This window comes from Parvibaculum sp., assembly GCF_019635935.1.
GTDB lineage: Bacteria > Pseudomonadota > Alphaproteobacteria > Parvibaculales > Parvibaculaceae > Parvibaculum.
The window spans coordinates 904594-924011 of sequence record NZ_JAHBYN010000001.1 but is presented as its reverse complement, the minus strand read 5'-3'; the positions used below and the strand labels follow the sequence as shown (position 1 = coordinate 924011).

General features: G+C 59.2%; 18 protein-coding genes. 8 read left to right on the top strand and 10 right to left on the bottom strand.

The features are described from left to right. Positions 1–3 precede the first annotated feature (3 nt). On the bottom strand, positions 4–756 hold the full coding sequence (gene ccoO, locus KF719_RS04665; RefSeq protein WP_293507484.1) for a cytochrome-c oxidase, cbb3-type subunit II: 753 nt from the start codon (positions 754–756) through the stop codon (positions 4–6). A 4-nt stretch (positions 757–760) separates the two neighbouring features. Then, the gene (gene ccoN, locus KF719_RS04660; RefSeq protein WP_293507482.1) at positions 761–2404 is read right to left on the bottom strand and encodes a cytochrome-c oxidase, cbb3-type subunit I; all 1644 of its coding nucleotides are present in this window, start codon (positions 2402–2404) and stop codon (positions 761–763) included. Positions 2405–2796: 392 nt separating this feature from the next. Here ccoN and KF719_RS04655 point away from each other — a divergent pair, with 392 nt between their 5' ends. Together KF719_RS04655 and KF719_RS04650 are read left to right on the top strand one after the other, a co-directional pair. Beyond that, the gene (locus tag KF719_RS04655; RefSeq protein WP_293507313.1) at positions 2797–4182 is read left to right on the top strand and encodes an IS1182 family transposase; all 1386 of its coding nucleotides are present in this window, start codon (positions 2797–2799) and stop codon (positions 4180–4182) included. Positions 4183–4706: 524 nt separating this feature from the next. Next, positions 4707–5054, top strand: coding sequence for a DUF6634 family protein (locus KF719_RS04650; protein WP_293507480.1), 348 nt, complete (start codon positions 4707–4709; stop codon positions 5052–5054). Positions 5055–5078: 24 nt separating this feature from the next. Here KF719_RS04650 and KF719_RS04645 read toward each other — a convergent pair whose 3' ends face one another. Genes KF719_RS04645 through KF719_RS04630 form a run of 4 tightly spaced genes read right to left on the bottom strand, consistent with a single transcriptional unit; the run spans position 5079 to position 10780 of the window. Beyond that, entirely contained in the window at positions 5079–6914 is a 1836-nt protein-coding gene (locus KF719_RS04645; protein WP_293507478.1) for a hypothetical protein, read from the bottom strand. Continuing rightward, positions 6911–7852 (bottom strand): TniB family NTP-binding protein, encoded by a 942-nt coding sequence (locus KF719_RS04640; protein WP_293507477.1) that lies wholly within the window; start codon positions 7850–7852, stop codon positions 6911–6913. Before KF719_RS04640 ends, KF719_RS04645 begins: the two co-directional genes overlap by 4 nt. Continuing rightward, positions 7845–10013, bottom strand: coding sequence for a hypothetical protein (locus KF719_RS04635; RefSeq protein ID WP_293507475.1), 2169 nt, complete (start codon positions 10011–10013; stop codon positions 7845–7847). Before KF719_RS04635 ends, KF719_RS04640 begins: the two co-directional genes overlap by 8 nt. A 20-nt stretch (positions 10014–10033) precedes the next feature. Then, positions 10034–10780 (bottom strand): TnsA endonuclease N-terminal domain-containing protein, encoded by a 747-nt coding sequence (locus tag KF719_RS04630; protein ID WP_293507474.1) that lies wholly within the window; start codon positions 10778–10780, stop codon positions 10034–10036. On the opposite strand from KF719_RS04630, the gene KF719_RS04625 reads away from it, so the two are divergent. Continuing rightward, the gene (locus tag KF719_RS04625; protein WP_293507472.1) at positions 10769–10960 is read left to right on the top strand and encodes a hypothetical protein; all 192 of its coding nucleotides are present in this window, start codon (positions 10769–10771) and stop codon (positions 10958–10960) included. The two genes, KF719_RS04630 and KF719_RS04625, sit on opposite strands and share 12 nt — an antisense overlap. Before the next feature lie 435 nt (positions 10961–11395). On the opposite strand, the gene KF719_RS04620 is transcribed toward KF719_RS04625, so the two are convergent. Both KF719_RS04620 and KF719_RS04615 read right to left on the bottom strand, forming a co-directional pair. Continuing rightward, on the bottom strand, positions 11396–12046 hold the full coding sequence (locus KF719_RS04620; protein WP_293507470.1) for a hypothetical protein: 651 nt from the start codon (positions 12044–12046) through the stop codon (positions 11396–11398). Beyond that, entirely contained in the window at positions 12046–12396 is a 351-nt protein-coding gene (locus KF719_RS04615; RefSeq protein ID WP_293507468.1) for a type II toxin-antitoxin system prevent-host-death family antitoxin, read from the bottom strand. Before KF719_RS04615 ends, KF719_RS04620 begins: the two co-directional genes overlap by 1 nt. 552 nt (positions 12397–12948) lie before the next feature. Here KF719_RS04615 and KF719_RS18125 point away from each other — a divergent pair. Next, positions 12949–13302, top strand: coding sequence for a TetR/AcrR family transcriptional regulator (locus KF719_RS18125; protein ID WP_363318023.1), 354 nt, complete (start codon positions 12949–12951; stop codon positions 13300–13302). Further along, positions 13251–14990 carry a hybrid sensor histidine kinase/response regulator gene (locus KF719_RS04610; RefSeq protein ID WP_293507466.1) on the top strand — a complete coding sequence of 580 codons (1740 nt, stop codon included), beginning with the start codon at positions 13251–13253 and terminating at the stop codon, positions 14988–14990. The genes KF719_RS18125 and KF719_RS04610 overlap by 52 nt, the downstream gene beginning before the upstream one ends. On the opposite strand, the gene KF719_RS04605 is transcribed toward KF719_RS04610, so the two are convergent. Both KF719_RS04605 and KF719_RS04600 read right to left on the bottom strand, forming a co-directional pair. After that, positions 14964–15611 carry a response regulator transcription factor gene (locus KF719_RS04605; protein WP_293507448.1) on the bottom strand — a complete coding sequence of 216 codons (648 nt, stop codon included), beginning with the start codon at positions 15609–15611 and terminating at the stop codon, positions 14964–14966. The genes KF719_RS04610 and KF719_RS04605 overlap by 27 nt on opposite strands. A 20-nt stretch (positions 15612–15631) precedes the next feature. Next, positions 15632–16030 carry a hypothetical protein gene (locus KF719_RS04600; RefSeq protein WP_293507446.1) on the bottom strand — a complete coding sequence of 133 codons (399 nt, stop codon included), beginning with the start codon at positions 16028–16030 and terminating at the stop codon, positions 15632–15634. A 172-nt stretch (positions 16031–16202) separates the two neighbouring features. Between KF719_RS04600 and KF719_RS04595 the strand changes: the two genes are divergently transcribed. Genes KF719_RS04595 through KF719_RS04585 form a run of 3 tightly spaced genes read left to right on the top strand, consistent with a single transcriptional unit; the run spans position 16203 to position 19411 of the window. Continuing rightward, positions 16203–16589, top strand: a complete 387-nt coding sequence (locus tag KF719_RS04595; RefSeq protein ID WP_293507445.1) for a hypothetical protein — start codon at positions 16203–16205, stop codon at positions 16587–16589. 18 nt (positions 16590–16607) lie between these two features. After that, positions 16608–18173 carry a hypothetical protein gene (locus KF719_RS04590; RefSeq protein WP_293507443.1) on the top strand — a complete coding sequence of 522 codons (1566 nt, stop codon included), beginning with the start codon at positions 16608–16610 and terminating at the stop codon, positions 18171–18173. 50 nt (positions 18174–18223) lie between these two features. After that, entirely contained in the window at positions 18224–19411 is a 1188-nt protein-coding gene (locus KF719_RS04585) for an OmpA family protein (RefSeq protein WP_293507442.1), read from the top strand. Positions 19412–19418 lie beyond the last annotated feature (7 nt).

Genomic DNA, 19418 nt, shown 5'->3' with positions numbered 1-19418 from the left:
CCTTCATTCGATTGGTTCGGGTGGTTTCTGGGGGGCGACTGTGTGCTCATGCGCCGCGTCTGTCAGCCGGCCGAGAATCTGAAGATAGGCGATCAAAGCATCCATTTCCGTTAGGCGCGTGGCGACGCCATCGAAGGTACGAATATGGGTTTCCTCGCCATAGCGCTCCGCAACACCTGACGCGGCATCGCTTTCAGGGGTAGCCTGACCATATGCATCTTCCGTGGCATTCTCTATCATGGCATCAGTGTACGGCACACCGACCGCGCGCTGCGCCGCGAGGTGTAGCGGAAGATCGTCGATCTTCAGTGAATTCCGAGCCAGCCAGCGATAGGCTGGCATATTCGACTCCGGAACAACATCGCGAGGATTGGTCAGGTGGTCGACATGCCAGAGATCCGAGTATTTGCCGCCGACCCTGGCAAGATCCGGGCCTGTTCTTTTGGAACCCCATAACATCGGATGATCGTAGCGCGACTCCACAGCGAGTGAGTAAGGGCCATAACGCTCGACCTCGTCACGCAATGTTCGGATCATCTGGCTGTGACACGCATAGCAACCTTCGCGGATATAAATATTGCGGCCCGCCAGCTCTAACGGCGTGTAGAGTCGCATGTCGGGGGCTTCCTCGACCGTCTCGTCGATGGTGAAGAGCGGGGCGATCTCCACGATACCGCCGACACTTGCCACGGCAATGATGGCGAGCACGAAACCGATCGTGGAACGTTCGAGTTTGCGGTGGAAGAGTTCGGGCATCGTTTCATTCCCCCGCCGCCGCAACGGCGTTTGAGTCGGGAACGTCCGAGCCGCGGTCAGCGGCCAAGGGCACTGCGCGAACCGTCATCCAGATATTGTAGGAGGCGATGATAGCGCCGAGAAGGAAGAGAAGGCCACCGAAAGCCCGCGCGATGTAGTAGGGGTACATCGCGGTCAGCGAGTCGACGAAGGAATAGGCGAGCGTACCGTCTTCCGTGTACGTCCGCCACATCAGACCCTGAATGATCCCGGAGTTCCACATCGCTAAGATGTAAACGAGGGTTCCGGCCAGAGCGAGCCAGAAGTGGACTTCGACTAGCGTGGGTGAATACATGCGCTCGCGCTTCCACAGTCCGGGCACTAGCGTATAGAAAGAACCGAACGTGATTAGCGCGACCCATCCGAGGGCCCCGGCGTGAACGTGGCCGACAGTCCAGTCCGTATAATGCGAGAGAGAATTGACCGGCCGGATCGCCATGAATGACCCCTCGAAGGTAGCCAGTCCGTAGAACACGGCAGCCACCATCATGAAGCGAAGTGTTGCGTCGTCACGCACTCGGTGCCAGGCACCGTTGAGGGTGAGTAATGCGTTACCGGCCGATGCCCATGACGGAACCAGCAGCATCACCGAGAAAGTCATTCCCAGCGTCTGCACCCAATGCGGCAAGGCGGTGTAGTGGAGATGGTGTGAGCCGGCCCACATGTAGAAAAACGTGATACCCCAGAAGCTGAGGATTGAAAGTCTGTAGGAAAAGATCGGTCGTTGCGCTCTGACGGGGAGGTAGTAATAGAGCATGCCAAGAAAGCCAGCCGTCAGGAAGAATGCGACTGCGTTGTGCCCATACCACCACTGCACCATAGCATCCTGTACGCCGGACCAGACGGTGTAGCTCTTGGCGTGTCCAAGAGAAACTGGAACGGCGATGTTGTTCACTATGTGCAGGATCGCGACAACGAGAATGAACGCCAGGAAATACCAGTTGGCGACATAGATATGCGGTTCTTTTCGTCGGGCGATGGTGCGGATGTAGAGGATGAAATAGACCACCCAGACGATGACGAGCCATATATCTGCGTACCATTCCGCTTCAGCATACTCCTTCGACTGTGTGATCCCCATGAGGTATCCAGTCACAGAAAGGAGACAGAAGAGGTTGAAACCGACGAGGACAAACCAAGCAGAGAGTTGGTCAGGCATACGTGCACGCGATGTGCGTTGCATCACGTGGAAAGAAGTTGCAATCAGCGCATTGCCGCCAAATCCGAAGATGATACCTGTGGTGTGGACTGGGCGTAGACGTCCGAAGCTGGCCCATGCTTGATCAAGTGTGAGCTCGGGCCAGGCGAGTAACGACGCTACCCAGACACCAACAAACATGGCAAACACCGCCCATGCCATCGCCACCGCGATCCCTGCTTTGATGGGCGCGTCGTAGTAGTCCGACAGTCTTTCTGGAGTTGGCTCAGGCTCGTAATAGCCATGAATGACAGTAAATGTGCATAGAATCCCCGAAACCAGAATTAGGTAGCCATGAATTTCCAGTAGATCGTGTCGGCCAGCGGCCGCAAGTGCGAGGCCGCATATGGCCACGAGAACGGAGATGCCGATTGCGGCCTGTCGTTCATTGTTTGTCAGCGTTGCAATCATGGGACAGCGAATTCTTGTAGTTGCTTAAGCCGATTGGAAAGAGAGTTGACGCACATACGATGATACTGACAGTTCAATAAGAGGTATATGCAATATATCTTTTATCGCGAACGGCCAATGAGCTTGTTTGTCGCAGCGAACAAGACCGAGAACCCAGCCTGACATAGGCTATGCGAATGGGTTTTGCGGCGCCGTCCGAACACATCATTTCATTGGCTGCTTCCGACTCTTCGGCAGTGTTAGGGGTGGCACCTAGAAGCCGCCAAACATGTCGATATCTGGTCGTGCCAGCGCAAGGGTCCGCTCTTGGCGGATTGTGTTGATTTAATCGACGGTTGAACGGGCTTCTGGAGCGTGATTCCATCGTGCTGTGCTGATCGGAGGGCAGAACGATGATGGGAACACAGGTGGCGCCGGCGCAGCTGTTTTACGATTTCTGTCTCGACGATCATGTTCCTGACGATCACCTGTTGCGACGTATCGACCGGTTCCTCGATCTCGAGACGGTTCGCACGGAGCTGAAGCCCTTCTACAGCGGCATCGGGCGGCCCTCGATCGATCCGGAGCTGATGATGCGGATGCTGATCGTGGGCTACAGCCTCGGCATTCGGTCCGAACGGCACCTGTGCGAGGAGGTCCATCTCAACCTGGCCTATCGGTGGTTTTGCCGTCTGGGGCTCGACGGCAAGGTGCCCGACCATTCGACCTTCTCGCGCAATCGACACGGCCGCTTCCGGCAGAGCGATATCCTGCGGCATCTGTTCGAGACGGTGGTGGAACGCTGCCTGCGCGAGGGGCTGGTCGGTGGCGAAGGCTTTGCGGTCGATGCGAGCCTGATCGCGGCGGATGCCAACAAGCAGCGCTCTGTTCCCGGTGACGAGTGGCACCCCGATGAACTTGGCCCGGATGCAGGACAGGCTGTCCGTGCGTATCTGGCCACACTGGACGATGCGGCCTTCGGCGCCGCCAGCGCGGTGAAGCCGAAGTTCGTCTCGCCCTCGGATCCGGCCGCTCAGTGGACCGGTGCTCACAAGGGGCATGCCTTCTTCGCCTATGCCACCAACTATCTGATCGATACCGAGAATGCGATCATCCTCGACGTCGAGGCCAGCCGCGCCATCCGGCAGGCCGAGGTGGGCGCGTCGAGAACGATGATCGACAGGACTGACAAGCGCTTCGGCCTCAAGCCTCGGCATCTGGCGGCCGACAGCGCCTATGGATCGGCGGCGAACCTCGCCTGGCTGGTCAAGGAGCGGCAGATCGAGCCGCATATCCCCGTCTTCGACAAATCGAACCGGACCGACGGCACCTTCTCGCGCTCCGACTTCGTCTTCGATGCTGAGCGGGATCACTACACCTGCCCGGGCGGCAAGCTGCTGGTGCAGTTCAGGCGAACCTACAAGACGCCGCGTTCGGGCATCACCAAGGACGGAACGCGGCTATACCGGTCGAGCAAGTCCGATTGCCAGAACTGCGCCTTCAAGATGAAGTGCTGTCCGAACACGCCACAGCGCAAGGTGCCGCGGGACATCGACGAAGACGCGCGCGATGTGGCTCGGGCTCTGGCGAACACGCCGGCCTATGAGCGTTCGCGGCATCGGCGCAAGAAGGTCGAGATGCTCTTCGCCCACCTCAAGCGCATCCTCAGGCTCGGCCGCCTGCGCCTGCGTGGACCGAAGGGTGCCAGGGATGAGTTCCTCCTCGCCGCCACCGCACAAAACCTGAGGAAGCTGGCGAAGCTTCGAGCAATGCCGAGCCACGGCCACGCGGCGGCATGAAACAGCGTCTACCGGGTAACGGCCCGCCGTCATAAAGGCTATCGGGCATCAGGCCGCCCCGGACAACGGGCCCGAAATCATCGGCCCACGGACAAGCTGTCGATCACGCAACGACTAAATCAACAATATCGGCGCAAAGCGGACGACGGGTCTCTGCCTTCTCAGGAATGCTTTTTTGAACAGCCACAGGCGGGGCAGGGCGGCGGGCCAAAGCTGGTAATCTGATCATTGACGCACCAGTTGCGACGGGCCGTCCGTCCCTTGCCAGCTTGCAAGGCCGGTCGTGCAGGCTGCCGCTGAGGCGACGAAGCCGGCGGCAGCGCCATCTGGTTTCTCATAAATGCCGGCAGGCGCTCATGACCTGTTCCCTTGCCGCTCAGCGTCTACGGCTTGCTTGGTTCGGTTGGAGTGCGCACCAGCGCGTATAGATTTTCAGCCTTGACTCGGGATATCGCCCATGTTTTTGTTCTTGTTATGTTCTAGCCTTGCGCTTAGTCTGCCTCCCATCAACAAGGAGGTCGGACATGGTCATTTATGTTGGAAGAGATGGCGTCCTGCAGACGGCGCGTCTGAGTGAACAACTGGAAAGCATGAAGAGCCTGTGTGCCGATCTCGAATGGTTGAGGGCGGGCGTTGTCAGGCCCTCACTCGAGGAACTCGAGAGCGCGCCTCTCATTGATGACTATGCCTTCGTTCAACGTGGTGTGACGGCGCTTCAGGGTAAGGTCACGAACCACCCCCTTATTGGAACAACCACGGCCATAACGTCGGATCTTTATGTGTTTGCCCCCGATCTTGGTTGGGCCCGCACTTTCTCCCGCTACTACAGGCTCGGCTCGCCGTCGTCGGCAATGGCGAAATGGCTTTTCTGAGGGTCATCCGAACGGAGGTGTGGGCTAAGTACGCTGCGGCATCGTTTCGGCGCGGCTATCCATTTCCGCCGGCCCTGATTTGCTCTGCATCGGTTTTATCGAGCCCAAATGTGCCATGGCATAGCTGTAGACGGATCGCCGCACAGCTCTTCGCCCGGGGCCGCCGTTCTCCGAGTCGATTTTCTGCGCTCTGGTCAATTGGACGATCGCATCAGGCGATGTTCGCAACAGGGCTGCGGCATCGTTATAGGTCATGAGGAGAGGAGCTTCCCGGAACTCGGGAAGTACGATTTTTCCGCCGACTTCAGCCTCGAACTGATCTGGCCTCACGAGCAAGGCATCGACATAGGCCGAAGACGGAGCCTCACGCCGCCAGACATTCAACTTCCCTTTCAGTATGGCAATGATGGCCGTTGTCCAGGGCGAAACCGGAGAACGCGAACGCTCCACCGCCTCGCTCAGAGGTACAAGGTTTTCGTTGTCGCTGGGCATCGGCGCGCAACGATCAAGCAGCGCATTGCCAAGGTCTTTTACGGAGCTTGCTTCAATGAAGCCTTTCCGCGGCGTCAGGATTCTGATTTCGGTGGTCAGGAACTTCAGGTGTCCGAATTCGAGTAACTCCCAGAGTGCATGCTCCGGAATTCCGATGCGCTGCATGGCAGTCGGTACATCGAGCGCTTCTTTCAGTTTATCAACCCACTGGAGCAGATCCGCCTCATGCAGAAGGGTCGGTGATCTTTCTCCCCGCTCGTGAGAAATTCTCCGGACTTCCGGGGAGCGAAGTGCCTGATCAATCGTCCAGTCCGTAAGTTTGTACTTCTTTTTTGCCTCGCTTGAGGGCAACCAGCCGGGCCGGTGCCACTCCGCGCTACCCCCGATAGGGCGTAGAGCGATCACCCCTTTACGCAAGTAGCTGTCGTCAACCATTTTCCGGAGCGTCTTCGCCAGGTCGGCGTTCACCGGCATGAGATGCGCAGCGACAGGACCAAGTTCCTCGATCATGCCATAGCCTGCGTCCTCCTTTGGAGTCTCAAGCTGTTTCCAGACGAGCTCACAAGCGGATTCAGGCCAGTTTCGGATGCGCTCAAAACCCACGCGCCACATCTCAAGGGATGGAGCGCTCGCTCTGTTGATGTCGTAAAGCGCATTGTGAAGTATCTTTGGCGACCATTCGAAGCCGGAGGCGAGCATGAGGGTAAGGCAAAGCAGGTCGGCGTCTACAAGTTGACGCAGATCTTCATGTAGCGACGCTCGTATGTTTGCGGTCTCGTCCCGGTTCAGCACGAGATCCGAAAGAAGGTGGGCGGTGGCCTTGTCGCGCTCGGCGACATATTCGGCTTCCTGCTCACGGACATCCGCGCCGCAATGCTCGCAGATATGGATACCCGCCAATTTTTCCCAACCGAAGCTTTTGCCGCATGACGGGCAATGGCTAAGAAGATACTGAAGTGACTCCGGACACCAATGGAGGAAGCGCAGCTCCCATGCCGCTCGATGATGCGCCGATACGCGGAGACTCGCCGGAGACAGGCGCCTTATCTTCGACTCCCGACATCTCAATGCGAGGTGAGTGCCGAAGAAGTTGACTTCAGCGCCCAATCCCGCAACTTGCCTGTCCGTCCGTTTATAGAAGAGCGGCCGAAGCTCCTCCGCCATGGTGCCAATGAGATATGCCAAGTCATTGCAATACGCAGCATGTCGCGTCGCAACGCTCCCGAGACGGGCTGTCGGCATGCCCAGATGGGAAAAGACATGGGCCGGGCTCGTGATCAGATTTTCACAGGCAGCCCGGGCGACAAGACCCGCGAGACTCTCTCCTTTCAGCGGAGAGACCGGCACGACGAACTTTGGCAAGCTCATGCCGTCAACCTCTGCGCTTGCGTCCTGAACGGGTTTTGCGTAGCGAAGCCCGTCGACACCGCCCAGTCGTCCGTAGCCCTCACGAAATCGCATCTTTCGAGTGACGTACCACCCCGTGAAAAGCAGCAGATAAGCGCGTGATAGACAAGGTGTGAGGCTATTCCGATAACGCCGCCAGAGACCTCATACAGACACGCAGGCACATCTCCTTCAAGGAGGCCGTTTTCCGCATCGGTGACCTTCTCCTTCAACATCAGGTCGTCCAGTCGTCCGATGAAGCCCAGGAACATCTCCCTTTCGGAGTTGTTCTGCATATCGAGTGGCCCCAGCGGGACAGGACTGATGCACCTCCTTGCGAGCTGGCCACCCTTCTCAAAAAGTACGGCCGCCTTCTCGATACCGCTCAGAGCGAGACAGCAAGTCTTGTCGTTGAGTATGTTTTTGAAGAGCTCGGCAACGTCCCACCGAACCTTGTTGGTCTCGGCACTGATCAGGTGATGCACCTCATCGATAATCAACAGCTCTACGCCGCATTTTCGAATAAACGTCTGGGTCCGCTTCTCGAGTAGCTGCTGTGTGCCTTTGGCGAAGTTTGGATCGCCAAATCCCTTCAGGACGTCGGCGTAGAAGCCCTTGACGGTGACATTCGTAGAGAGGTTCACGACCACAACAGGTGAAATTCCCGGTGGATGTTGCTCCTTCTGAATTTTCTTCTGGTAAGCGTTGATGATGCGAGTCTTTCCGCTCCCCGTTGGCGCAATGAGCGGCAAAGCGGACAGGCTGGTGATATCGAGTGCATCAGAAGGTCCAAGGTTGCGCACCGCCTGCGCCTCGGCGCGCAGAAAATCGAACCTCTTGAAGACTTCATTCATTCTTGGATATCGAATGGTGATCGCCTTGAAGCGCATCAATCGAGCATGTTGGTGGTTGTCAATCACGTTCGTCCCATCCCTCGGCCGTGCCGATGTGTGCCATGAAAGAAGAAGGATCCTTGAGCCTGAGACCCGTTTCCGAAACTGTTGTGGACTGCTTTTTCGAGCGCGAGGCAGCTGATTTTTGACGCTTGTTCGCGTTCACTTTGCGCGCGGCTCTGCCGCGCAGAAATCCAGCCGGCGATTCTCCACCGTCCGCACGGTTCTCCATGCCCGGCGTGATGCTCACCACCGGCGCATTGCCGTCGTGCCGGGGAGGTGCGTGCTGGACTTCCAACGAGGACGAAGATTCGATCTGCGTCATAAAGCGAGCGCGCCTGAGCTTGTCGGTCGCTCCGGCATTCTCCACGGAACGCGTCAGCCTTACTCGCGCCTTTACCCGGTCGCTTTCGGAGACGAACTCTTCCTCTTCCTGCCTGGCCCGTTTCTTCAGAAACCTGTGGAACCAGAGAGATACACCTTTGCTGTAGTGTTGCTGTACATTGGGTAGTTCCTGGTAGCTCCGCGTATGTGAATTCCACACCCGGATACTCGAGATGTCCGCAGGGTCGAGCTTGATTTTGACCGGAACGCTGTTGGACGATTTGCGTCGCTTCCCCCGGGGAGCCGACGGCAACAGATCGGCGAGAAGTTCGGTGACGGTATTTCTGTCGTGAAATCTCAGCCCCTCAACCTTCACGCCGTCTCTTGTCAGATTCGCGTTTCTGACATAGCCACAAGCGTCGTCGATGCGCGTCAGATCATCGAGGACATCGATACCATGCTCCTTCGTCAGCCTCTCCCAACGCTTTATCGGTATGTCATCAATACCGCGGTGGTGCCGGTACTGATAGACTTCAAGAACGAACTGTAGAACAAGCTCCTCCAGATGATTGATTGTCATGCATGCCTGCTTGCGGGGATCTATGTCCTGTTCACGCAGCTCTTTCGGCGGTGCGGGAACTCCCCCGGGCAATTTGTGCAGCAGGCCTGTATTGAGAGTGCCAAAGAAACGCTCGATGTACACCTTGAACTCCGGTGTCTTCACGGGCGCCCATTCGACATCAATGCCGAAGTCGCGCAGGTTGTCCTGCGTCGAAGAGCTGACATTCTCCAACGCATTATCCAGAATTACACAACGCATACATCCAAACGCTACGAACGGCTTGCGAATGTCAGGAAACTCCCGCGCAATGATATCTTGTTTCGGCGTCAAGGCATCTTTGATGCAGTTCATGACGGCATAGATGCTGGGCGGTTCGAAAGTGATGAATATCGCGAGGATCATCCTCGTGCATACATCGATGGCGGCCACCAGTGTCGGGCGCCCAAGAACATTTCGGCGGTCATTGTCCACGATGGTGAAGGCGTCGAGGGTCGTCGCGTCGATCATGACGACATCGAGCGGCCGCTTCGCCTCTCGGGCGCCACTGGATCCTTGATACCGACGGCGCGCCGCCTTGTCCCCATACTTCTTCTTGTGGAGGTCGTAGTTCTCGCACCGTCTGATCCAGTGGCGGACGGTTTCGTGACTTGGACATTTCAGTCCGGAATACCGGCCATATCTTCTGGCGCGCAAATTGAGGATGTCTACGACGCTCTTCAATCGATCATAGGCCTCGGCAACTGTCCTCTCTCGCTTCTCGTAGAACCAGTAAACGCTTTTGAGAAGCAGCGTCACTACATCCTCCGCCATTCGGAGAGACGCAGATCGGCTTGATTTGTAACCCATAATGGAGATCGGCCGATGGCCGTTTTCGATTCTGTTCCTTATGTCTCTTCTCAATGTTCCTGCGCTTGGCCGGCAATTTGCCTCGTTAAGATCCTTCGGCAGGTCAAAGTTCCGGATGAATGCTTTAAGCGATTTGTCGGACAGAGCGACCGGCGATTTGTCATACGCGACCAGCAGCAGCTGACGGATCCTGGCCTGCGGGCCGGGATCGATATTGGGATCTCTGGCTGTGGTCTTGCCGAATGTTTCTACCCTCGTTCGCCGACGGTCTTCCCGTTTCACAATTCTGAGGCGGCGGTCGGCGTACCGCTTGAGGAGCTCGCTTTGCGACATAAACAAGCTGTCCTGCCCGAACTGCTTCTGCAGCACGAGGCTTCCATCGAGCATAATGTTCTTGATCTCGTAGTCACCCTCGACCGCCAAGACAATGTCGCCAACGTCCAGTCTCAGAAACATCGGTATCGCTCCCTATGTGCTCAGTCGGTCGAAACAGGAAAGACAGGCGAGGCGCCGGTCAGGTTTGCATCGAGGTCGACGCCGAAATGCCTGCGGACAATCATGGCGCAGAGCTTCTTTTTGCCGACGACGCCTCCACCCAGAAGCTCGATGGCTTTGGCAAAGGGTATGGTTCCACTCGGATCTCGGTGGATATGCTCAGTCAGCCAGAAGACTTCGTGCTGGAAGTAGCGCGTACGCGAGTGGCGCTGGATTTCTTCGGCGTTCGAGTGGCGCGGCTCCGTTCGCAAGTCGGAGAAGTCGAGGATGCGGAGCTTCACATTGGCAGATAGATAGATGCGCTCCGCCCGTTCAAGTTTGGCTGCGAGATCACCGGATACTTCCCTTGCCTTGTCCCGTTTGACCTCGATGACCTCCTCCCGATCGTCGGCATAGAGCACCGAGAAGTCGGGGAAATAGATCAGCTTCTTTCCTTCAATGAACATTTCCAGGCGATGAGGCTGAGCAAGCCAAGCGGCCACTTCGTGGTCCGCTTCGCACTGCTGCATGAAGAGAAGCTCGGCTTGGGATTCGTAGGGTTGAGCGTGACCGGTCTTGACACTGTGATAGATGCCAGTCGGGCGGCACTTGGTACCCGTGATGATCGTGCGAAGGGGGCCGCCCGTCGTGCTGAAAACGATCCGCGCCACCCTGCTAATACTTTTGATGTCAGCCTTGACCTTCGAGAGGTCGGTAAAGCATTGAAAATCTCCAAGATGCTTGTTCAAGCGCTATCTCCTGATGAATCGGACGTGCAAAGCCTGTCGCAGCCGGAACACGGTCTGCGTGACGATGATTTGTCGGTTGTTGTTGTGATTGGGGCGCCGGCTGGTATCGGGGCGATCCGCAAACGGGCAGAAGGCCGAAAGGCTGTTCTGCTTGGCGCGACGCAATCGGAAATTAGATGAAAGGCACTGTCATTAGTCTGCTTCTCCTGGTTTCCTGGTTGAAGGCGGCCAGACGGCTGGTGGTGCCACCTCTCAGCCACGTTGAAGGCAGACCCGTATATGTTCTTATTTATTTCGGAGTCACATTCCGTCCCGCCAAATTCATCTAAAATTTAGGATGATTAAAAGTAACTGTCTAGTCACTTTTTGTCTGGTGGCGGGAGCGTACAGCGCTTGACCTGATTGTGTTGAACAGCAAACCTAATCTTGGCACTCAAATGCCGAAGGTGGGAGCTGTCCACACTATCACGTCACACCGCTTGGCGTGATTCAGATGCGGCATTTTTCAAGTTCGTCTAACTCAAAAAGGGTATGTGATTGATTTCATCCCCCTTTCAGAAAAACACCGGCACTCGAACACGGCACCCTCCCACGGGCGCTGGCGGCTGTGGACCGTCAGGACGTTTCGGCGCGCAGCATCGCTTCGACGATCGGCTTTGCCCAGTCCGGCGTCGTCTTGAGAGCCGCGAGATCATCCTGCACAGGATAAAGCGCGCGCCCATCCTCCATCTCCAGGACCAGGAGAGGCTTCGGAATCGTCTTGCCGGGCGCCGCATCGAGACTATTGTCAAAAACCTGCAGCGCCTTGAGATGCGGTAACAGGAATATCAGGTTCCGCCGCGCGGTCATCCACCGTTCCCGGATCCTCTGTTCAGGGATGTCGTGCCCGCCATGCCTCACCCTGAGGGCAACGCGCGCGATATGGCGCTCCACCGTATCGAGGCCACAGAAGATCATGACGATGTCATGCGTGGCCGCGGCCTTGGCCAGCAGCGCCGTGATCGTGTTGCCGCCAAGGGTGGTCTCGAAGGCAAAATCGGTGCCTCCGGCAATCGCCCCTTCGAGCCGGGACTTGCCATAGGCCCAGGCTTCGGCGTCCGCCTTATCCTTGTCGATGCCTTGCGCCACCCGCTCTCGCGAGAAGGTATCGGGATTGAACCACTCCAGGCCATATTCCTTGAGGAGCGCGCCGCCCACCGAGCTTTTGCCGGCACCATTGACGCCGGCCAGCACGAAAATGACGGGACGAGCCAGCTTTGCGGGCATCAGTAAGTGGCGCCAGCTTTCGCAGGACGTTTGATGCGGCCGCGCGCGGACATCACGTTCTCGACCCGATCGCGGATCCCATCGGTATTGAACGACGCGAGGCGCCGATCGAAGTCATCTGAAAGTGTGGCAAGCCCCGCTTCGCCACGGGCACGGGCTTCCTCGGCATGGGCGGAGATCTTTTGGTAGCTCTCAGCGCTCATCACCACCATTTCAACCTGGTTGTGCTGCGTGATAGCGACGCTGCCGAGCTTGCGCACCTCGCGCACCACGTCCGCCCATCTGTTCTTCACCTGCGTTGCGCTCCGCTGCGGCAGTGTTTTCAGACTGGGGATGATATCGGCGGGCATCTTCCACTCCATTGAGATCGACGCGAAAATTCTAACCAAAATAGCCAGATTTGTCAATTATTGCCATTATGGCTTCTTTTGCCATATAGGAAACGACTTGGCGCTGTTCCAGACTCATCATTGGAGTGGCGCCGAGGTCGACTACGTGAAGTGGCTGGACGGCGCCGCCGGCGAAGTCTGGCGGTCGGTATCCTGATCGAGCGGACCAATTCAGGATGCTGTCCACACCCTGTTGAGCACCTGTGCCGCAAGCGCGGCTTTGTCCTGCGGCAGGAATCGGCCGTAGTGCTTTGCGACCATGTCGGGCGTGAACGCTATTTGACGCCGATATTTTTGGGGTGTCTGTGCTCTGCCGAAAGGGAGGCGAAATCAGCTGCTTAGCTGTATCGAGTCAAACGAACTTGAAAACCACCTCATCTGAGTCACGTTAAGCCGGTGAAACGAGTCACGGGCTCCCGAAAAAGTTCAATAAAATCAATGTTTGACTGAATCACTTTCAACCGGTGCGCATAGTATCGCCGCAACTTCAAAGTGATTCAAATCCAAGCTGAAATGACTCAACTTCAGAGCGGGTCAAAGCTGCCGCCTGGCGCTGAGCATCAGAGCCTTCCTGGGCAGCAGCACCGTCGGGCACTTCTGCGTCCATGGAATCGTGAGGCAAGGGAAGAACGTCTGAGGAGCGCGGTCTTTGCTGCCATGACGGAGAGCCGTGCCAATCCTGTCGGCCCTTCCGACATTGCAAGGCATGCGCAGGTATCGAAAGCTCTCATTTACAAGCACTTCGGGTCAGGGGGCTGCGACGCATCGGCCTTCACCTGCTATGCTGCCGGCGTTGGGACGGGGGCGGCATCGGCATGGCACAGGACGCCAGCGAAGACTATCTGCGCTATCAGGGCAACGCGCTGATATTGCGGCTTGGACGCTATGTCTGGCCGATGCACGTCTTGTCTGCCGCGCTGCTCTCCTATTCGCTCCGGATTCACTTTCCGGCGCCGCTGATCGCGGCCTGGGCTGCGTGGATGGTTCTGTTTGCGCTGTGGCAGGGGGTGATCTGTTTTCGTGGTTCGGCGCTCGCCGCCGCCGGCGCGCCACTCGGCCACCTGCCGCTCGCCTTCGACGTATCGGCCGTTCTCCTCGCCCTGAGCTGGGGCTTCCTCGGCCTTGTTTTCTTTCCGGCCGGCGACACGGACCTGCAGGTGTTCATCGGCTTCATCATCGGCGGTGCCGTGTTGACAGGCGTCGGTACGCACAACATGCATTTTCCGATGCTTGCCGCCACGCTTTCGATCATCGTGCCGGCCCAGGTAATACGGCTGCTGATCGAACACCCGGATGCCAAAGGCGTAATTCCGGGCGCAATGCTTCTCGTCTTCATGGTCCTGATGCTGGCGCTCGGCTGGGCGTTGCGCTCCTTCACGCGTCGTGGATTCCTGCTGCAATGGGAAAAAATGGAACTGGCGCGTCAGCTTGAGGCGCAGGCGGAAATTCTGAAATCCGCGCGCGCGGAAGCCGATGCCGCCAACGAAGCCAAGTCGTTGTTCTTCGCCCAGGCCAGCCACGATCTGCGCCAGCCGGTACATTCGATGGGTCTCTTCCTGGCGGCGCTGTCGAAAGACGCGCTGCCGGCGCGCACGCGCGAAATTCTGACGCGTATCGAGCAATCGGTCGACGCCCTGTCCAAGCTTTTCAATTCGCTTCTCGATGTCACACTGCTCGACACCGGCCAGACCCGGCCCGAAATCTCGCGCTTCGCCGCCTCGGAACCGGTCGAGGGCATATGCGAAGAGTTCGCGCTGGCTGCGCGTGTCGCCGGCGTCCGGCTGTCGTACAAATCGAGCGGCGCGATTATCCGCAGCGATCCGTTGATTGTCCGGCGGATCCTCCAAAACCTGGTCTCCAACGCGATCAAGCACGCGCAAGGAACGGATGTCCGTGTCCATGTGCGCGAGGAAGCGGCCGGGATTTTCTTCGACGTCAGCGACACCGGGCGCGGCATTGCGCCGTCGGAGCAGGCGCGCATTTTCGAGGAGTTCGAGCGCAGCGGGGCCGCCGCCGAAGCGGTCGACGGCTTCGGCCTCGGTCTGGCGATCGTACGGCGCTTGTCCGAGGTCCTGCAGATCGGTGTTTCGCTGCGCTCGCGGCCGGGCAGCGGCACGACCTTCTCGGTCGGTCCCTTCGAGAAGGCGGCATTTGTCGACGATGCGAAGCCTGTCGAGGAAATCGAGCCCGCCGCCGCATCGCCCGGACGCGCGCTGGTGATCGACGACGACCGCGCCGTCTGCGAGGCGGTTGCGGCCCTCCTTGCGAGATGGGGCTGGGAAGTCGAAACATGCGCCGATGTTCCGGCCGCGAAAATTTACGAGATCGAACCACCCGATCTGATCGTTTCGGATCACGACCTCGGCACCGGCCGTACCGGCCTCGACATTATTTCCACTCTTCGTGCCGCGCACGGCCCCGTTCCGGCACTCATCATATCGGGAAGTTCGACACCTGAAATGCGCGAGCGCGTCTTGCGCGAAAATCTTGTGTTGCTTCACAAGCCGGTGCGGCCGGCCCAGCTTCGTTCAGCCATCCTCAGCGTGCTCGGTTGACGCAAGCACACCCTGCGCGACGCCGTAGCTTGCGGCGGAGGCGCGATTGGCGACATTCAGCCGGTGCAGCAACGCTGAAACGTGATGGCGAACGGTCGAGATCGAAAGGTCGAGTTCCGCCGCGATTTCCTTGTTGGATAGCCCGAGGCAAATGAACCGCAATATCTGAAGCTGCCGGCGGGGCAGGGCGGCGACTGGATTATCGCCAGATGTGGCCCGCCGCCCGCGGCCCGGCGCCGGCATATAGACGGGCCGATCGCCCGCCATGACCTCCTTCAGTCCGCGCGCGAGACTGTCCGGCGGCGCCGACTTCCCGATGAAACCGTTGGCGCCCGCCCGTAACAGCCGCTCGACGGCGCTGCGCTCGGTCAGCATCGAAACCATCAGAATGGCCATCGGCGGATAGGCGCGGCGCAAACCCTTGACGTCGGCCTCGGGCTCGAGACCGGGAAAAAACACATCGAGTAACAAAAGGTCCGCCGCCGCGTCGTCGAGCCGCGCCCGCAACGCCGCCATGTCGCCGGCCTCGCGTATTGTCGCCTCGCCCAGCGCATCGGTCAGTGTCGTTCTGATGCCCGCCCGGAAGATCGGATGATCGTCGGCGATGATGACGTTGAGCATGGTTCCCCCGAGGCCTCGTTTCAGTTCGTTGCCGGCGATGCACGAAATTCGGCAATGACGGCCTGATAGTGCTCCGCCGAAACGGGCTCGATGTCGACGATACGCGTCACGAAGAGGCGCTTGTCGTATTGTCCGAGATGACCGAAGCCGCCGCCCGCCGTCAGCCGGCCTTCGACAATCATGCGCAAGGTCGCGGCGCTTCCGCGCCCCGAAGCGGGCACGATATGCGCCATGAATTTCTCCCACTCAGGCTCGCCGGCATCGACCCACCACGGGCCCTGGCCGTCATGCGTGTAGAAGTCGCTCTGCTCGAAGCCTTGCCGGTAATAGCCGGAATAGCTGCCGGCAGTACCCTCGTCCGTACACCCCGTAGTTGCCAGTATCGAGACGACACCCGCCGCGCACAGCACCTTCTTCAACAAGGCTCGCATTGAAATGTCTGTCCCCTGAAGATGGCGTCCGGCGCTCCGTCTCCGACACTTTACCAAGAATAGCCGCTTCTTGTGCGGGCAATTAACTAGGCCATGTGACCGGGTTGAGAGACTTGTTCCGCAGGGTCACTCTTCGGGACCAACGCAGGGGGAAGTACGCATGAAAATCAGGCTTATCGCAGCGCTCGTCTTGATGGGCGGCGGCTTGGCATTGGCCGGCTGCGGCGACAGTGGCGGCGCGCAAATGGAGACGTTTGCCGGCGAAATGAACCGCATTGCCGAGGCCGTCGAACAGGTGAACAACGAAGAGGACGCGCGCGGCGTCGCGCATCTGATTGCCGATGCGCAGCGAAAGATGGAAGAGGCGAGCAAGGCGCTGGAGGGCATGAGCGAAGCGCAAAGAGGGATAGCCGCTGCCGCGCATGCCAAGGAAATGCAGCAGGCGCAGATGCGTCTGGCGACGGCGATGAGCAGCCTCGCCATGCGCGACCAGGCGGCCCTCAGAATCATCAGCGACGAAATGTCGAAAATGCCGCGTATCCAGTAGCCCGTATCGGAGACCGGCATGTTTCATTCGATTCGATTTCTGGCGCTCTTGGCCTTCGGGTTGCCGGTTCTCCTGCAAGCCGCCCCCCCGGCCCTCGCACAGAGCGGCGACCCGGAGGCCTTGATCCGCCAGATGATGGAACAGGCCGGCGCGGGTGGAGCGATGCCGCCGATGGCCGGCATGGGAGGTTTGCAGGTTCAGAAGGGCACCTGGGTCTATCCGGTGCGTGCCTCGACGCTTCAACTCGGCGCCATCGAAGACCACAGCTTCGGTACATCGAAAGGCGTTGATACGGATTTCATGGCGCGCGCGTCGGTGTTTCTGACCAGGGTGGTTCCCGGCGCCGATCTGTGCAATCCGAACGAGCCCGGCATGTCGGATTTCCGTCAGGTCGCGATGCAGGTCTGGACGGGCAACGGCCCGTTCATGGCAGGCGAACAACTGAGCCGATTGGTCGTCAATCAGGAAACCGAGCAAGCCGCGCTTTATCTGCACGGCGATGTGCGCGAATGGGCGCCCGGCGAAACCTTCTGCACCGATGGCGGCATGGCCGAGATCAGCAGCGGCAAGGGCATGCTGCGGATGGAATACGCCACGGCGGGCCACATCGCGCCGCTCCACTTCACCGCCTATCCGCGCGCCTCGGACATCGACCCGTCGGACTTCGAGAATGCCTGCGCTCAATTCGAGAATGCCGCCGGCGAGATGTACCGCGAAATGAACCGAAGCTGGGGAATGATCGCGCATGGCGACAACAACCCCGTCGACTGGAGCGCATTCGGTCCCCCGCCCGTGCCTGAGGGCTTCAACAATGGCAGCGAGGCAAGTTTCGGCGACGGCACGTTCAACATGCGTCAGGCGGTCGACGCCGTCGGCAACATGAATTCCGGGACCGGCCTCATCAATGCGGTTCTCACCCCGATCTTCCAGCATGCACCGCGAATTGCCGCCGGTGTCGGCGGCGTCGTCTCCTGGGCCGTGGTCGAGGCGGTCAATCGCGCGGCCGGTCAGAGTTTCGACAGCTCCATAGCCACGATGATCGAAATGGTGAAATTCGCCGGGCAGGCGTTTCACGGTGGCGATCCGCAGACGCGCAAGGTCGCCGAGCACGCGCAACAGCGCGTGTCCGATGGCTCAAACACCTTCGAGGGACTGAATGTCGACTACATGATTTCCGTCGTCCTCGACGCCTGCGCCAACATTGAGGAAGTCGAAATTCCTTCGGGCTATGCCGCCGGATACATGAGCTGGCCGGGCGGGTCGGTCAACCTGATCGGGCGCGGGTCCGTGCCCCAGGCGCCGGCCGCGCATGCCAACGCGCCCGTCAACTCGATGCCCATAGCCGACGCACTTGCGATGGCGCGCGCCATGTCGGGCGGCAAGGACGTGCCAGACGCCGAACAATTGCAGGCAATGATGCCGGAGGGAATTTCGCTCGACGCACTTCCGATTTCAATGACCGGGCAGGCCAGCGCCGGAGATATCGTCGCGCGCGGACTGAGGGAATGGTCGCTCAACTACAATGTCGAACTGGTCGACGAGGGCGAGAAGATCGCCGTGCTCTGGTTCGATCCACGCCGCTGACAGAACGATTTGCCACACACCGCATATTTGGGAAACCCGGAGAGAAACCGATGAAAAAATTTGTCATATCGACCGCCGCCATCGTCTTGTGCCTCGCCGGCTTGAGCGGGCCGGCAGCCGCGATCGACTTCACCGACAGCCTGCTCGGCACGGCGCAACGCGCGGTCGAAAGCGAGCTGCAGCGCAAGGTCGATCAGGAGTCGCGCCGTGCGGTCCGCTGCGCGATGGGCGACACGGCTTGCGTCAGGACGGCGGAGGCGCGCGGCGATACGGTCGAACTGGTCGAAAGTCCGGGCCGCCCGGCCGCCGGCGGGTCGCAGCCCGGCGATGTCCCCGGCGCACAGGATCACCCGGCGGTGTCGCGCTATCCGGGCTCACTCATCAAGTGGCACGACACGCAAGCCTTCAATCCCTACGCGATCGCCACGGGCCCGGTTACCGGCTACCGGCAAATCGACGAATGGACCGAAGCCGAAGGCCGGCTGACGCGCGTCTATTATGAGTTGGAAGGCGACAAGACCCACACCGAAGTCTACGCCAACTACAAGAGAGCGCTGGAAGAAGAAGGTTTCGAGTTCATCGCGCAAGGCCTCTTTCCGCAATCGAACCGCACGCCGGCGATCGGCAGCCGGACCTGGCTTGAGGTTCAGTACCGGCGCAACGAAATACCGCCGGTCGGTCTCCGCCTGCTCGCCGGTTCATCGACAAGCGGCGGCTCGGGCTTCCTTGCCGCCCGCAAGGCGCGCGCGGCGGGCACGATCTATGTCGCCATCGGCATCGCGCAACATGCGCAGGACATCGTCGCAACGCTGGTCGATGTCATCGAGGTCGACGAGGTCAAGACCGGCCTCGTCACGGTGAACGCCGAGGCGATGGGAAACGAGATCGATGAATATGGACGCGTGACGCTGGACGGCCTCTTCTTCGATCACGACAAGGCGACGCTGACGTCGGCCTCGAAGCCGGCTCTCGACGAGATTGCCAAATTCCTGAAATCCCGCGGCTCGATGAACTTCTATGTCGTGGGGCATACGGACGCGACCGGCGCCTTCGCCTACAACAAGTCGCTCTCCGAGCGCCGCGCGGCGGCCGTGGCAAAGGAACTGGTCGACCGCTACGGCATAAAGGCTTCGCGCCTCGAAGCACATGGCATCGGTCCGCTGGTGCCCGTGTTCTCGAATTCGTCCGACGGCGGGCGAACGAAGAACCGTCGCGTCGAACTGGTCGAGCGGCCGTGAAGGGGAT

What these genes read in the sequence shown, in the direction of transcription:
- KF719_RS04595 (WP_293507445.1), top strand. Translation starts at nt 16,203, where the DNA reads ATGAAAATCAGGCTTATCGCAGCGCTCGTCTTGATGGGCGGCGGCTTG.
- KF719_RS04610 (WP_293507466.1), top strand. Translation starts at nt 13,251, where the DNA reads ATGGCACAGGACGCCAGCGAAGACTATCTGCGCTATCAGGGCAACGCG.
- KF719_RS04625 (WP_293507472.1), top strand. Translation starts at nt 10,769, where the DNA reads ATGCTTGTTCAAGCGCTATCTCCTGATGAATCGGACGTGCAAAGCCTG.
- ccoO (WP_293507484.1), bottom strand. Translation starts at nt 756, where the DNA reads ATGCCCGAACTCTTCCACCGCAAACTCGAACGTTCCACGATCGGTTTC.
- KF719_RS04620 (WP_293507470.1), bottom strand. Translation starts at nt 12,046, where the DNA reads ATGCCCGCAAAGCTGGCTCGTCCCGTCATTTTCGTGCTGGCCGGCGTC.
- KF719_RS04650 (WP_293507480.1), top strand. Translation starts at nt 4,707, where the DNA reads ATGGTCATTTATGTTGGAAGAGATGGCGTCCTGCAGACGGCGCGTCTG.
- KF719_RS18125 (WP_363318023.1), top strand. Translation starts at nt 12,949, where the DNA reads ATGACTCAACTTCAGAGCGGGTCAAAGCTGCCGCCTGGCGCTGAGCAT.
- KF719_RS04615 (WP_293507468.1), bottom strand. Translation starts at nt 12,396, where the DNA reads ATGCCCGCCGATATCATCCCCAGTCTGAAAACACTGCCGCAGCGGAGC.
- KF719_RS04585 (WP_293507442.1), top strand. Translation starts at nt 18,224, where the DNA reads ATGAAAAAATTTGTCATATCGACCGCCGCCATCGTCTTGTGCCTCGCC.
- KF719_RS04655 (WP_293507313.1), top strand. Translation starts at nt 2,797, where the DNA reads ATGATGGGAACACAGGTGGCGCCGGCGCAGCTGTTTTACGATTTCTGT.
- KF719_RS04590 (WP_293507443.1), top strand. Translation starts at nt 16,608, where the DNA reads ATGTTTCATTCGATTCGATTTCTGGCGCTCTTGGCCTTCGGGTTGCCG.
- KF719_RS04645 (WP_293507478.1), bottom strand. Translation starts at nt 6,914, where the DNA reads ATGAGCTTGCCAAAGTTCGTCGTGCCGGTCTCTCCGCTGAAAGGAGAG.
- KF719_RS04605 (WP_293507448.1), bottom strand. Translation starts at nt 15,611, where the DNA reads ATGCTCAACGTCATCATCGCCGACGATCATCCGATCTTCCGGGCGGGC.
- ccoN (WP_293507482.1), bottom strand. Translation starts at nt 2,404, where the DNA reads ATGATTGCAACGCTGACAAACAATGAACGACAGGCCGCAATCGGCATC.
- KF719_RS04635 (WP_293507475.1), bottom strand. Translation starts at nt 10,013, where the DNA reads ATGTTTCTGAGACTGGACGTTGGCGACATTGTCTTGGCGGTCGAGGGT.